The sequence below is a fragment of the Nocardia carnea NBRC 14403 genome (assembly GCF_000308515.1).
Taxonomy (GTDB): domain Bacteria; phylum Actinomycetota; class Actinomycetes; order Mycobacteriales; family Mycobacteriaceae; genus Nocardia; species Nocardia carnea.
In genome coordinates this window covers 108,985-122,904 of sequence record NZ_BAFV01000058.1, presented here as the reverse complement: position 1 = coordinate 122,904, position 13,920 = coordinate 108,985, and the positions used below count along the sequence as shown (strand labels likewise).

The window sequence follows — 13,920 nt, the reverse complement described above, 5'->3', positions numbered from 1 at the left end:
TCGACCTACTCCTGCCGGATTGCCGCGGCGACCAGTACCGCATACAGCAGTCGTGCCTGCATACCTGCCTGCTCGCCGTGCTGAACCACTTCGGCGAACGCGATGCCGAGCGCCTCCTCCACATCGAATCCGCCTGGTTTCGCGGCATTGCCGGACAGGTCCTCGCGCCACTCCCGGTAACCGCGCACGAGTTCGGACAGCGCAGGGCGGGGGCGCGGCTGGGCGTTCAGGTATTCCGATATCAGAACTCGTTGCGCCTGCCGGGCTGCGACACCACCACCGGCAGCGTCGAAAGCCCGGCCGAATGCTCGCAAGGTGGCCGCGTAGATACCCGGCTGTGCCGTGTCACCTGATTCCTCGGTATCGGCGGCGGTGTCCTCCGGGAGTGCGGGGGACTGGGATGGTGGGGCCGGTTCCGGCAGCTGTTGTGCGGCGTGCCGGTCGAGCGTTATCGACCGGGCCCCGCCCTCGCTGTCCGGCGGCGCCCCGGCCCACCGCACCGTTGCGAACTCGTCCTCGAGCTCGGCCACCGCGACGATCTCCAGCGCGATCATCGGATAGTCGGTGAGGACCCGGTCCACCGCGATCACGAACTCCTGTACCGGCGCGAGCTGGAGATCGGGGTCATCGAAACCTGTCACCTCGACGCCGTGCCGCTCGGCCAATGCGCGTGCCAGTCGTTGGATTTCCGGATCGGCTGCCGACCGCCCGCGGCCGCCCTGCCGATCACGGTCGCGGCCGTTGTCACCGGCCGGTGTGTTCGGTCGTGGCGGCGGACCTTGCTGCGGACCCGGCCCGGTGTTTGCGGGCCTTCCAGCGTTTCCGGGGGAGCCCGGCATCCCGGGTTGGCCGGGCGTGCGGGGCGGCGTCTCGGTCCACGGTGCCCCGGCCCGTCCCGCGGGTCCCGCGACCGGGCTGCGTGCCGGTGCTCCCGGCGTAGGGGGCGTATTACGCGACGGTGCTGATACCGGCGGGGGCGAGACCGGGGAGGACGGCTGCGGCACCGGCGGCCCGGGCCGCCGGCGGCCGGGGGCACCGGGCGCATCGTTGCTCGCCGGACCGGATCCGTTCGGGGAACGACTCCACGGCGACTGGGACCGTGGGCCGTTATCCGCAGCGGCTCGCCCCGAGGATCCGTCAGATGCCGGTGCGCTAGCGGGCCGGTTGTTTCCACCGGCCGGGAGTTGGCCGGTGCTCTGTGGCCCGCCGGCCGGATACACCGGTGAATTCTGCTCCGGCGCCACCGCGGCCGGATCGGATGGGGTCGGCCGGGGTCCGTCGACCGGCGATTGCCGACCGGCCGCATCCTGCGGGGGCGCCCAGGCTGGGGCGGCCGGGCCCGGGCCCGGCGCCGCCCCGGCCACTCGCGCGGCGGCGTCGTTATCCTGCGCACCGAATTCGTTCGCAGTGCTCATGATTCCGGCCGCGTTGCTGCGCATTCCTTCCGCCATGGCCTGCACGGTGGAAACTACTTGTTCGGCGCGCGGCGTGAACTGCTCGGCGAAGGTACGCCCCATATAGTCGTCGCCGAAGCTGCCTTCCGCCTGCTGCAAGCTGTACTGCAGCGCGGCGTGTGTCTGCTGTACCCGGTCGGCGATATCGGCCAGCCGTGCGCCACGCTCACGCAGGGCATCCAGGTCCAGTCGCAGTTCGCCGCTCATCTGCCACCTCGGGTAGCGGACATCGGTCCGCTGGTCCGCAGCCGGAATCGGTGTTCGAAATCGGTGATGAACGCCGACAGCGGTACCGACGAACTCGACCGTTCCACGACACCATCGTCTGCGATATAGAAGACCGCCCGGTCGAGGGCGATCTCACCGTCCGGCACCGGTGATCGCACCATCCAGCCCACGCTGATCCGCTCGGCTCGCAATGTCGAGAGCGGGAACCCGGTCGTGTCGTAACCCCGGCTGCGGACGTAATCACGGACGAGGTTCAGTGCCTCCTTCTCCCGGAGCCCCACGATGTCACCGGCGACCAGATCGGCGAGCACGAACTGGAACAGGGCGCCGTCGATATCGACCTCGGCGTCCTCACCGACAACCTGCACTATCGCCGCTCGGGTCACCGCCGCGGCCTGCGCGGCCGACACCAGCGGTTCAGCGGCATCCGGCGAGGGGCCGTCCAGCACGCCCGCCACCACTTTCGTCACTGCATCGGCTGTCCACACGGCGGGCAAGGCAGGCGCGCATTCCGCCATCGGAGCGGATTCGCCGCGGTACCACTGTCCTTGATCCCACCAGTAACAAAACGACAGCATGCCGGTCATCACGCGTGGGTTGAGTACCGGGTCGGTCACCCAATCGGGTGCTCCGGCAAATAATCGCGGCATCGCGCCGTGCCCGTTGTAGGCGGCTTCCAAGACCGGCGCATCCCGGACACCTCCCGACAGCACGGCCCGGTCGCCGGGTAGCAGCGTCAAGGTCGAACCGCTGTGTCCCGAACTTTCGAAGATGGCCACCGACGGGCCGATCCGTGGACCTCGTGCCGACCCGGCCGCCACGAAGACCGCGGCCAGCACCGCCCACCGTGCCCACACCACCGCCAGATCCGGCAACTCGCCGGTTACCGGCACCGCCTGTACGCCCGCCCTCCGATCCGCGCGCATACCCTCCGCGGCCGCGCGTGGTGATCTCGATTGGGGTACACCGCGTCCGATATAGGCAGCCAGCCACAGAGGTAGCCGCCTACGCGGATACCGTTCCAGATCCGCCAGATACGCCTGCGGCGCGAACAATTGCTCACCGGGAAACGGCTCCGCGCCCCGATCGGTGACGACCTCGGCCCCACGGTCATCGACATGCACCAGCAACCGCCACCACGGCCCGTCCTCTACGGCAGCAGACAGGGCCCGATGACGACGCACCAACTCCCACACCGCGTCCGACACCTGATAGCGGACCGGGGGGTCCCCGTCATCAGCGAGAAACAGCGCCGATTCGGCGACAACGGTCAGCGCGAACGCGGCCTGTAGTCGGCGCCGCCCGTCCGGCACCAGCTCACGCAGCCCCGCGACGATCCGATCGGCCAGCTCCGCAAGTTCCAGACTCCCGGACCCGATCACGGCACACTCCCACATCAGCGGACCTCTGTCCTGCCGGCCGGTATGCGAACCTCGATCCGGAAAGAGTCGTAGGGCCGTCAGGATCACACTCGGGTCGTACATTTTCGCAGTTCGGGCGCTGGCGCAACCAACCTCTCTTGCCAGTCATGGCAAGGGGTCGCGATCTGCAGTTGTCGCCGAGCTGTTTATACCGCCTGAACGAATTGTGCGCGCAGGACATTCGACGGCCGGGGTGCGGTCGGGAGCGCCTTCTGCTCAAAAGAGCGAATGCAATAGTGCGTTTCTCCGGCGCGCAGTGATGTGTATCAACTATTGTCACCGACTGAACAAAACCTATCCGATGTGCGGTACGACCGAATCGAGAGCCGATCATGTTTGAACAGAGTGTGATGGTGCCGGGTGACGTTCGAACGGGGCGGCAGGTAATCCCCCCGAGGGGCGGACTGCCCACGGCGACACAGCTGTTGTGCAGCTTCCAGGGGACCGAATTCGCAGATCACGATCTACTGAGCTCGGCGCATGCGCTGGCGGCGTTGCATGCGCGCCGGGCCACCATGCGGGACTCGCTGCTGGTGGCCGAGGTGGACAACCGCCGCCGCGAGCTGGTGGAGGATATCGACGACTGGATTCGCGAACGCGGATCACTACCGCGCGAGGGGATGATCCACATCGAGACCCTGGGCGCCGTGATCGACCGCTTGGCCTGGGGCTGGGTATCTGCCAACGAGGTGATCGAAACCGACGGGGCGCGCGATCAGCACGCGCGTAAACGCTGGCACCGCCTGGCCGAATTGATCGACGGCTACACCGAATTGATCGGCGATATCGTCGGCGGCCGCCGGCGGTTGCCTGCGCGGGTGTGATCTATCGCGGCGCCCGGCCTGTGCGCACCGGGCGCCGCGATACGGAATACGGGTGCCGCGCCGAGTCACTCGGCCGACCGATGAATCGGCCGGTCAGCGGTCCAGTACCGACAGCATTCCCGATACGGCTGCCGGCCAGGTGAACTGTTCGGCCCGCTGCCGGGCCGCGTCCCGCCGCTGGGCGGCCGGTCGCGCGAGCACATCGGTGACCGCCCGGGCGAATGCGGCCGGCTCGTCGGCGGCCACGGCGCCGCAATCGGCGGTCACGATATCGGCGAGAGCGGAGGACCGGCTGGCCACCACCGGGGTGCCCGCGGCGAGCGCCTCCAGTGCGGCGAGCCCGAAGGTTTCGTGCGGTCCGGGGGCGAGCGAGATATCCGCGGTGGCCAGCAATCTGGCGACTTCGGCGCGATCGGTGATGAAACCGGTGAAATGAACCGCGGGTACGCCTCCGGCCGGCACCGGCATCGAGCGGGCCCGGCGTTCCAGCGCTTCCCGCCGTGGCCCGTCACCGGCGACCACCAGGCGTGCTTCCACTCCGTGGCGGTGCAATTCGGCCACTGCCTCGATACTGCGGTCCACCCGTTTCTCCACCGACAGCCGCCCGCAGTGCACCAGCAGGGGATGACCGGGCACGGCGAGGTCGGCCCGCAGGCCGTGATCGTGACGGTGCGGATTGAACAGGTCCAGATCGACTCCCAGCGGCACCATTTCGACATTGGGTGCGCCGATCCGCCGGAATTCGGCGCGGGCGAACTCGGTGGTGCAGACAACCATGTCGTACTGATCGGCCGTCTGCCGGTTGGCGATATCGGCGAGGCGGCGGGCATACCGCTGCGGCATGATCTGGCCCAGCAACCGGTCGAGCCGTTCATGCGAAATCATCACTCCCGCCACCCCGCGGCGCCGAGCCCAGCGTCCGAACCCGCGCAATGTCAGCCGGTCGGAAACCTCCAGGGCGTCGGGGCGCAGGCCGGTGAGGGTATCGGCCACCCGTCGCGGGTCGGCGGCGCGGTAGCCACCGGTCCACGGGATGGGTAGTGCGGGCAGCGTGACGCGCAGGACCCCGCCCGGCAGGATCTCCTCGGCGCGGCATGGTCCGGGGACGATCAGTATTACTTCGTGTCCGGCGGCTACATACCCGTCGCCCAGGTGGTGCAGTGCGGTACGCAAACCTCCGGAACGTGGTCCGTAGAAGTTGGCCAGTTGCACGATGCGCACGCCGCCGATCGTGGCCGGGCACGGGTGCCCGCCGGAACCGGGCCGTCGAACAGCCGGTTAACACCCGGTGTTATTTGCTCCGGGCAGGCTAGCGGTCGGGCTGGCCGCGGCCGGAGCGCGGGAGATCGAGGTTGAGCGGGATCCGGCCCACGCTGAGATGTTCACCGACCTCGTCGGCGGGCAGCGGCCGGGCGATGAGGAAGCCCTGGGCCCGGTAACAGCCCAGGCCGACCAGGGTGCGGGCGGCGACCGGCGTTTCCACACCCTCGCCCACCACGCCGAGCCCGAACGACCCGGCCAGGCCGATGATCGACTTCACGATGGCGAGGTCGTCGGTGCTGGCGCCGAGCCGCTGGACGAATCCGCGGTCGATTTTCACCGCGTCCACAGGGAGCGCTTTCAGATGGGAGAGCGAGGAGTAACCGGTGCCGAAATCGTCGATGGCGATCTGTACACCCATCCGTTTGAGCCCGCGCAGCGTCACCTGGGTGCGGGCCAGATCCTGCACCACCACGTGCTCGGTGATCTCCAGGCAGATGGAGCTGCCGTCGATCCCGAAATGACGCAGGATGTCCTCGATACGTTCGACGAAGTCCAAGCTCACCAGCTGTACGGGGGACACGTTGATCCGCATGACCATATTGGTCGCCAATCCCTGGCGGCGCCAGCGCGCGAACTGCGCGCAGGCCGTGCGGATAACCCAGCGGCCGAGCTCACCGGCCAGGTTGGTGGCCTCGGCGACGGTGACGAACGCACCGGGCGGCAGCAGGCCGCGGGTGGGATGCAGCCAGCGGACCAGCGCCTCCATCGCGACGATGCGGCCGGTGCGCAGATCGACTTCGGGCTGGTAGTGCAGGATCAGCGATCCGTCGGAGACGGCGCTGCGCAGATTGAGTTCCACATCGTCCTGGAGCTCGAACTGGGCGCGCATCGCGTCGGTGAACAGGGCGACCCCGTTGCCGCCGCCGGATTTGGCGGACAGCAGCGCGTGATCGGCGCGTCGCAGGACATCGGCGACGGTGGTCTCGCCCGGGATACCGACGGCTACGCCGACGCTGGCGCCGCGGCTCACCGATTCACCGCCGACGGTCACCCGGCGGCTGATGAGTTCCCGGATCCGGGTCGCCTCGTGTTCGGCGGCGACGGTGTCCATGGGTTTGGCGGGCACGATGACGAATTCGTCGCCGCCGAGGCGGGCGATCATATCGTTGGGGTCGAGATTGTCCTGGAGCCGCTCCGACAGGGTGCGGATGAACTTGTCACCGGCGGTGTGGCCGAGGAAATCGTTGAGAGCCTTGAGCCGGTCCAGGTCGAGGAAGAAGGCCGCGACGGGCCCGGGACTTCCGGCCCGCAACCGTTGTTCCATATGCTCGAGTAGCGCACGCCGGTTCGACAGCCCGGTCAGATCGTCGTGCAGGGCGATGAACCGGAGCTGTTCCTCGGCCTCCACCCGCGCCTGCAGCTGGGCGAACAGGGTGGCGATCGCCTTGAGCACATTGAGTTCGCGGTTGCTCCAGTCCCGGTCGCCGACCTTGACGAAACCGAGCAGGCCCGGTGGATTTCCCCCGGGAAACCAGCGGGACGGCCGCGGAGCTGATATCGCCGAGCCCGGACGCGGAGTGGATGGTCTGCTGATAGTCGGCGGCACTGGCCGGGACCAGGAAGGGTTCGGTGGCGTGCTCGAGCGACCGGAACACCGAATCGGCCTGGTCGAAATAGACGACCTTGAGTGGATCGGGGTCGGGTACGTCCTGACGCGGCGGCCATTCGGCGACCAGCACCGTGGACCGGGTCTTGGGATCGTTGTGGCGCAGATAGCTGAAGTCCACATCGAAGTAGTCGATCAGCATGGCCAGCACCTGTTCGGTCGCCGACACCATGGTCGCCGAATCGACGCCCATCAGCTCCGCGGCGACTTCTGTCACCAGCGAGTCGAGTGTCCGCCGAGGCACCTGATCTCCGATCACACTAACCGCGGAGCTCGTCGCCCGGTACCGGGCGACGCTTGCTCCGCACGCTGGCAGCTGCCGCATAACTCAGGCGTAGTACCAGCGCCACGCTTTCTTGTTCCGGCACTTCCAGTATTTCCAGGAAACGACCCTGAAGTGTGGACAGTCTATCCGCGTACGCCGGAGAAAGTGCATCCAGTTCGGTACGGGTTTGCGAAAACAAGAACACCGGTGACATCGGCTGCACCGCCAGGCCCGACCGCTGCGCCTGGATCCAGACACGCTGGACCGCCGCTCCGGCGCCGGCGTAACCGGCCAATCCGCCGCCCCGGACGCCCGGTTCCGGGCGGAAGGTGACCGCGACGACGGCAGAGCTGGAACGTACCCGGTCGCGGGCATAATCACCGAGTGCGGCACCGGCCGACCAGCTGTGCAATTGGGCCATCACATCGGCGCGCCGCCCGATCTGCAAAGCGGCTCGTTCGTCGGGTGCCAGCTCCAGCGACCGGGTGTCGATACCGTCGGTGAGGTCGTCCCCGGGCCGGCGCATCTCGGCGAACATTTCGGTGTGCAGCTGCGGGGTCAGGTAGCGGACCCGGTCCGATTCGGCCAGCACCTCGGCCATTGCGCGCAGGGCCGCAGAATCGACGGCGGTCCGCAGCTGTGCGCCCTCGGCGGCGGCCGCGGCGGTGAGCCCGGCCAGGACGGACTCCGGGATCCGGCCGCCGTGGCCGATCCGGCGGTTGGTCTCCCGGGTCAGCGCCTCCGGGTAATCCGCGGCCAGCACCGGGTCGGTGCCGGTTTCCGGATGGAGAATCGCGGTGAGCGGGGGATCCACGGCTTCGATGAGCTCGTAGGGGCCGAGCCGATCGCAGGCGGCCGCTGCGACCCGAGCGTTGTACAGCGCTGCGCCCACCGCGACGGCGCTGCCGCGGTACCCGATGTCCAGGGCAGTGGTATGCCTCGGGTCGAGCGTGATGTGGATTTCACGCCCCACGGTATGCAGTGTCCACGGCTGGATATTTCCGCCCGACGGTGCCCGCTGCGCGCAATCGAGGATCCGCTCCAGCGGTGTGGCGGGCACCGGGTCCACCTCGGTATCGGCGCTGGGGCCGTCGATATCGAGGTCCGGATCGGAGAGGGTGTCGAGGGCCTGGTCGATATCGAGCCGGACGCGGCCCGACCGTAGCGGCCTGCCCAGCCCGATCCGGCGCACCGCAGTCGCGACACTGGCCGCGCCGAGTACTACATCGCCGCCCAGTTGCGGCCAGCTGTTCAAGGTCTCGCCCACCTCGACCAGACTCCCCGCCATCCGGGCGGACAGGTCGTGTGCGCCGAGCAAACCCACGACGTAGGGAGCCTTGTCCCGGGTGGACAGGTCGCGCAGCTGGTCGGCCGCGACATCACCGAGCAGGCCGTGGAAAGGCGGGCGGTCCGGTTCGAGGTCGAAGCGTTCCACATCGAGCAGGCCGCGGTCGCTGGTCTCCATGATCAGCGGTAGCCGCCGGCGGCGGGCCGTTTCCCGCACGAGCAGTTTGATATCCAGGGAATCGCATTCCTCGACGACGATTTGCAGTCCCTCGACGAATTCGTCGACGGTGTAGGCGTCCAACCCGCCGCCGCGTACATCCACCGGTATGTAGGGATCCAGTTCGGCGATCCGGCGGGCCGTGACGATGGCCTTGTTCACGCCGATATCGAACAAGGTGGCGGGTACCCGGTTCAGGTTGGACAGTTCGAGTTCGTCGTAGTCGGCGAGGCGCAGCGCCCCGCACGCGCCCTCCTGGGCCAGGGTGTAGGCGATGCCATGCCCCACGCTCTGCCCGACGACCCCGACCGTGAGGGTGCGGAGCCGTTCCTGTTCGGCGCGGGTGAGTTTGTTGCGATTGCGGTCGAGCCGGATAGCGCGAAAGGTCCGTGGCCCCGGCAGGACCAGTACGCTGCGCCGCCACGGGTAGTACACCCAGCGGTCGTCCGCCGGGCCCTCCATGGTTTCCGGGGGGTCGTTGAGTCTGCCGAACTCGGCGGCGAGCAAACCGCGCAGATCGTTGAATTCGATATGCGGTGTGCTGCGCAACCCGGCCAGTGCCCGTTCGTCGTCGGGATCGCCCGGGTTCAGGATCAGCGGGCGGTATTCCACCCCGAGATCTGCTTCACCGAGCATGTGACCGGCATTCCTCCCCACCGCGGCGCAGCGCCCGGATGGACCGCGAAGACCTCGGTTCAGCTACTCCCATAGCGCGAAGTTCACCACGCATCATCAAATACTGCAACCTGTCAGCAAACAGGTGATAGCTACCGGTATCCCACCAGATCGGCACTGTTCGGTAACGCTCGTCCGGGTACGGCACGGGCGGGATCGCCTGCGCGACGACGGCCCCGGTGGCGCGGTGTCGTTCTGTGGTGAAGTCGGCGACGGTCGCGAAGCCGTAGCGCACGCCCAGCAGCCGCGGCGCGTGCGCTATACAGCGCGAGATCGCGGCGGCCAGATCGCTGCGGCGGGCGGCATCGCGGTCGACCCAGGCCGCGCGCGATTCGACTACGCCCCGGGGAATGCGCCGGGCCATCATCAGGCTCAGGTCCGCGGCGCCCGGCCGGCCGGCCCATGGGGTGAGCGAGGCGACCTCCGAAACCCAGGTGTAAGGACCTTGGACCCGTACGCCGCCGACCACCGTGCCGGCGGCGTCGGTAGCGGCGAAGAACAACGCCGTCGACGAGCCGTCGGCGACGGCGTCGTAATCCAGTACCTGTTCGTTGCCGAAGCGGCGATAGGTGTCCTGTGCACCGGCCAGGTAGCGGTGCCAGAGATCGGGGGAGTGCTCGGGGGTGGTGGCGCAGATTCGGTAGCCGGAGACGTTGTCGCGAAATCCCGCTGCGAGGCCGTGGCGCGGGTGGTCTTCCTGGCCGACTGCGATCGTTTCGACAGTCATGGCAGTTCCTACTCTTTCGCCGTACACCCGTGTGGGGGTACGGGATATGTTGTCCAGCAGCTCGTCCGACGCCCCGGCTCGCCGACGTGCCCAGTGCAGTATCCGTCATCGAAACACAATTGACCAGAACTCTGGTTACTCTTCCGAAAACTCTTGCGAGATGCTGCTGTTATCGCAGGTCAGGCCAGGTGGTTCGAGAATGCTCGGTTACCAGGAGACCGGTTGGTTCGGAGTTGGTTAACGCTTGGCAACGAATTGTTCGAGCCGCTGTCACGTGGCGATGGAAATGAACAGCTCCACTGATTCCGAGCCGTGCCAGAGTTCGATCTCCTCGCGGTAGGCGCGAGTTATCTCGGCCGAGGCCGTGGCATCGTCGACCTGCGCCCATACGTCCTCGACGGGATCGTGGTAGTCGCCGTTGGGTACGAATCGTGCGTAGACGCCCCGCGGGACGCGGACGAGAACATCGCCGACGGTGGAATCGCCCGGGTCGGCATATTCGAAGCACACCAGGGCGTTGTAGGTGCCCGTGGGCGTGCGCACGTACACGGTGTACATCGGGCGCTCCGCCTCGGCCGAGCCGGCGAATTCGGCCGCCCGTTCGCTGAGCCTGTCCTTGAGGAACTCGATGAGTTCACTGTTGCTGACCTTGAAGCTGGGGCGCACCTTCGGCACCACCAGGCCGGCGTACACCGACTCGTCGCGCACCACGATCGTGTAGGTCATCGGGGCTCGACCGCCAGGTACAGATCGATCTTGTATGCGTGTGGATAGAACTCGAAATCCCCGGTGAAGGTGCGGTTTATCCGGTTGTGTTCCTCGGCGTAGGCGATCTGGGTCCACAGGCCGGTCATGATCTGCGGGAAGTTGCCCACCGAGGAGAACTTCGCATAGGTACCGCGCGGCAGGCGCGCCACCATATGACCGCGGGTGACCTCGTCGAAGGAGTGGCACTCGTAGCCGACGATCTGGGTGTTGTAGGTCCCCAGCTCGGATGAGTAGTCCGTGTACGCGGTGGCCAGTGGCCCGCCGAGTTCGTGATGCAGCACCGACGACCAGGCGCCCTCGAGGTCGCGGTCGCGTAGTTCACCGAGCGCGCGCTTGGGGCTGCGTACCGGAAGTCCGGCCACCCACGTCTCGTCCCGCTCGACGATTTCAAACTGCATGGAAGGGCTCTTTCGAGATGTCTCCTGGTGGGCAAGCCGACCGGGTGGTCGGCCGGATCCGCCATGCTATCAACCGGTGGCGGTGCGGGCGGCCCGCGCGGCTGCCGGATTTCGGTGGATTGCCGGGACGGTGCGGTGTAAACCCGTCAGTGTGTACCGAAATATGCAAACTGGACGGTTGTCCGGCAATTGCCGGGTAAATCCCCGGATCAATTCGGAAAACCCGTAGCACCGGAGCTTTTATTTGCGCATTCTAGCGGTATTCTCAATGCTGGTTATATCACTCGATATTATTTCGTAATTCACCCTGGTCGGCACAATCCGCCACTATCAGTTCAGCTGAACTTCATTCCGCGTGATTATCAATGCCGACATGACCGGCAGCACAGATCCGCGGGCGCTACCCGCGATATCCGGACGCGCGACAGCCGCGGCGCTCTGACGGCCGGCCGCAGTGCGTATTCTCGGTGGCCGCGGACTCCCGGCGTCATGGACGGGGCCGCGCCGGCGCCGTCTCTTCCGCGGCCTCCTCCTGGTAGCGATCCTCACCGTTTTTCCGGGCGGGCTGGGTGCAGTCGCCACGGCCCAGGACGGGGCGGGTGGTTCGGCGCCGAGCCGGATGGACGGTGTCGCCTGGATGAATATCCGGGATTCCGCCGGTGTGGAGCTGGCCGATTACACCTTCGTCAGCGAGCGCGGCGGTCTCCTCGACCCCGGCGCAACGGTGGTCTGGACTCTGATAGGCCTGGAATTCGTCGGCTATATGGTTATTGTGACCACGGCGATCTGGTTCATCGGTTATGCGCTCAGTTTCGCCTGGCTCGACCTGTTCGCCGCTGCGCTGCAGGGCGCAGTGAACACGTTCGCCGACCGGCTCGCCACTCCCGCGGTCTTGATTACGGCCACGAGTATCGGGGCATTCTTTGTGGCCTGGTTCACGGTGCGCGGCTATCACAGCAGGGCCATCGCCCAGACACTGACGATGCTGATCGTCGCCGTGCTGGGGCCGCTTTTCCTGGTATCCCCGCTGGCCGATGCCCTGGGGTCGGACGGCCTGCTGGCCCGGGGGCGTGATCTGGGTATATCGGTCGCCGCCGGTCTCAACGGGGCGGACTCGCGGAATCCGGACCTGGTGCTGAGCAGCCTGCAGGGGGAGATGGCCGATAATTTCGCGCGTCGTCCGGTCCAGGTGTGGAACTTCGGGCATATCGTCGATGACCGGCAGGCCTGCGCCGCAGCGTGGTCGGCCGGGATGACGGCCGGTGATCCCGAGCAGACCCAGCGCGAACTCGGCTCCTGTGGCGATACGGTTGCAGTCACTTCCGCTCATCCACGAGTGGGCCAGATAGGTACCGGACTGATACTCCTGGTCTCGGCGGCCGTGCTGCTGTTGTTCGCGGTTGTGCTCTCCCTTCGGCTGATGCGCGCGGCGCTCGATGCCATCTACCAGGCGTTCATGGCGGTGTTCGGATTCGCCGCCGGTGGTTTCGTCTACGGTCCGACCCAGTCCTTCCTGGTGCGGAACCTGGTGAATTCGGGTATCGCGGCAGCCCGGATGTGCGCATATACCGTCTTTGTCGGTATCTACCTGTTGCTACTGGGCAATATTTTCCAGCAGGCCCACGGTCGAGTGGTCGCCGTGATCGTGATAGCCGCAGTCGTGGAAATCGTCGCCATATTCCAGATGGGCCGTTTGTCGAAGAGCCTCACACGTGGTTCGGCGTGGGCTGCCAACCGGTTTGCGCTCGCGGTCCAGGGTGCGCCCGCGGGCTCGGGTGGGTCCGCACTCGGGATGGGCGGCGCCGGTGGGGGTAAGGGTTCGGGTGGCGGTTCCGGGATGGGGGTGATCGCGAGCCTGGCGGCACTGAACACAGTCAACGCCTCACCGTTGACTGCATGGCTGCTCGGTCGCACGCTGAGTCCGCTGCAACCGCTGGCTGCCGCCAAAATGCGCAACGAGCGGGTGAATGCCGCTACGGCGGCAAACCGGCTCGAATTACATCGTTGGCGCGCCCTGGGCCGGCAGAACTGGCGCCTGCTGGCGCGGCAGGAAGCCGAGCCATGGGGCGGTATCGAAACCGAACTCGGTCTGAACCGGGCGCTGAAGTATCTCGAGAACAACCGGGTGCCGGCCGAGATGCTGCCGGCGGTACTGCGGGATGCCGGGGCGAGTCACGAGCGGATCCACCACCATATGCGGGCACGGCAGACCCGTAACGAGACACGCTTCCGCAACCCGTACGGGTTCCCGCCGTTGCAGAAGGCCGTTGCCTCGGGCCACGCGGTGCTCAACCACCTCGGGACGGACGCCGAAATGGCATTCGCCGCTCAGGCCGTCAGCGATGCCGACAGCCTCGCCCGCCACACCCTCGCCCCCGACCCCCGTGCCCAGCTCGACCACGCATTCATCGCCCGCGTCCGCCAACACTGGGATTCCGACCGGGCATTGCGCGCGAATATCGCTCCGGACGAATGGAACACGGTCGGCCGGAACACACGTACTGCCATCGCTCACCAACTGGCCACCGATTATCTGGCCCAGGCCCGCAGCTACTCCGACGCGCCTAATGCCGTGCATCTCGCCCAGCTCTCGGCCACGCTGAAGCGACTGACCAATCTGGATCACACGTTGCCCGAACTCGGACTCGACCCCTGGGATCTGTAGCCGCCCGGACTGCTGCCGAAGCCGGTGCCCGCCCATCCACCGTGCCACCGTGCCACCGGGGC

Annotated in this window: 9 protein-coding genes and 1 pseudogene; 2 read left to right on the top strand and 8 right to left on the bottom strand. The window is 67.1% G+C overall.

All coding sequences use genetic code 11. The annotated features are described in order from the left end of the window. Window positions 1-5: 5 nt before the first annotated feature. Together ON22_RS22245 and ON22_RS34845 are read right to left on the bottom strand one after the other, a co-directional pair. Window positions 6-1,661 carry a hypothetical protein gene (locus tag ON22_RS22245; protein WP_033243499.1) on the bottom strand — a complete coding sequence of 552 codons (1,656 nt, stop codon included), beginning with the start codon at window positions 1,659-1,661 and terminating at the stop codon, window positions 6-8. Beyond that, complete coding sequence (locus ON22_RS34845) at window positions 1,658-3,064, bottom strand: hypothetical protein (RefSeq protein WP_063820640.1); 1,407 nt, start codon at window positions 3,062-3,064, stop codon at window positions 1,658-1,660. Before ON22_RS34845 ends, ON22_RS22245 begins: the two co-directional genes overlap by 4 nt. 371 nt (window positions 3,065-3,435) lie before the next feature. Between ON22_RS34845 and ON22_RS22235 the strand changes: the two genes are divergently transcribed. Next, a complete protein-coding gene (locus tag ON22_RS22235; RefSeq protein ID WP_231508507.1) occupies window positions 3,436-3,927 on the top strand; it encodes a DUF4254 domain-containing protein in 492 nt (163 codons plus the stop codon). Between the two features lie 93 nt (window positions 3,928-4,020). On the opposite strand, the gene ON22_RS22230 is transcribed toward ON22_RS22235, so the two are convergent. From ON22_RS22230 to ON22_RS22205, 6 genes and pseudogenes are all read right to left on the bottom strand, one after another. After that, window positions 4,021-5,148: a glycosyltransferase gene (locus tag ON22_RS22230; RefSeq protein WP_033243498.1), complete on the bottom strand. Its 1,128-nt coding sequence runs from the start codon at window positions 5,146-5,148 to the stop codon at window positions 4,021-4,023. Between the two features lie 88 nt (window positions 5,149-5,236). Further along, window positions 5,237-7,049 (bottom strand): annotated as a pseudogene (locus ON22_RS22225) (bifunctional diguanylate cyclase/phosphodiesterase). 67 nt (window positions 7,050-7,116) lie between these two features. Then, on the bottom strand, window positions 7,117-9,261 hold the full coding sequence (locus ON22_RS22220; RefSeq protein WP_051157940.1) for an Rv1355c family protein: 2,145 nt from the start codon (window positions 9,259-9,261) through the stop codon (window positions 7,117-7,119). After that, window positions 9,251-10,027, bottom strand: a complete 777-nt coding sequence (locus ON22_RS22215; RefSeq protein WP_033243497.1) for a hypothetical protein — start codon at window positions 10,025-10,027, stop codon at window positions 9,251-9,253. The genes ON22_RS22220 and ON22_RS22215 overlap by 11 nt, the downstream gene beginning before the upstream one ends. 270 nt (window positions 10,028-10,297) lie before the next feature. Beyond that, window positions 10,298-10,753 carry an effector binding domain-containing protein gene (locus ON22_RS22210; protein ID WP_033243496.1) on the bottom strand — a complete coding sequence of 152 codons (456 nt, stop codon included), beginning with the start codon at window positions 10,751-10,753 and terminating at the stop codon, window positions 10,298-10,300. Continuing rightward, on the bottom strand, window positions 10,750-11,193 hold the full coding sequence (locus tag ON22_RS22205; RefSeq protein ID WP_033243495.1) for a GyrI-like domain-containing protein: 444 nt from the start codon (window positions 11,191-11,193) through the stop codon (window positions 10,750-10,752). The genes ON22_RS22210 and ON22_RS22205 overlap by 4 nt, the downstream gene beginning before the upstream one ends. A gap of 454 nt (window positions 11,194-11,647) precedes the next feature. On the opposite strand from ON22_RS22205, the gene ON22_RS22200 reads away from it, so the two are divergent. Further along, complete coding sequence (locus ON22_RS22200; protein ID WP_156052263.1) at window positions 11,648-13,858, top strand: hypothetical protein; 2,211 nt, start codon at window positions 11,648-11,650, stop codon at window positions 13,856-13,858. The last annotated feature ends 62 nt before the right edge of the window (window positions 13,859-13,920 follow it).